At 69.4% G+C, this 252-nt stretch carries 1 protein-coding gene; it reads right to left on the bottom strand.

The features are described 5' to 3' along the window. Positions 1–252, bottom strand: a 252-nt coding sequence (locus tag KVT32_RS30840) for a folate-binding protein YgfZ (protein ID WP_217619511.1), incomplete at both ends; no start/stop codon positions are given.

Below are 252 nucleotides of genomic sequence, written 5' to 3'. Positions count from 1 at the left end.
TCGCCGGCGCGCGCCGCCGCGTTCTCGACCGTGGCCAGCGTCGTACGGCGTTTGAGCTTGCCGAGGTACTGGCTGCGCGCGACGATCTCCTGGCCCGGATAGCAGCCCTTCTTGAAGTTCACGCCGCCGAGCAGCTCGAGGTTGCCCATCTGCGGCACGAACTGCTCCTGGGTCGGTTGCGTCACCTGGGGCACGCCGGCATGGATCGCGGCCAGGTGCCAAGCCTGGTTGCCGCCGAGCGCGAGTGCATCG

Source organism: Achromobacter sp. GbtcB20, from assembly GCF_019091095.1.
GTDB lineage: Bacteria > Pseudomonadota > Gammaproteobacteria > Burkholderiales > Burkholderiaceae_B > Achromobacter > Achromobacter mucicolens.
The sequence above is the reverse complement of the archived record's forward strand: the minus strand, read 5'-3'. Positions and strand labels throughout refer to the sequence as shown.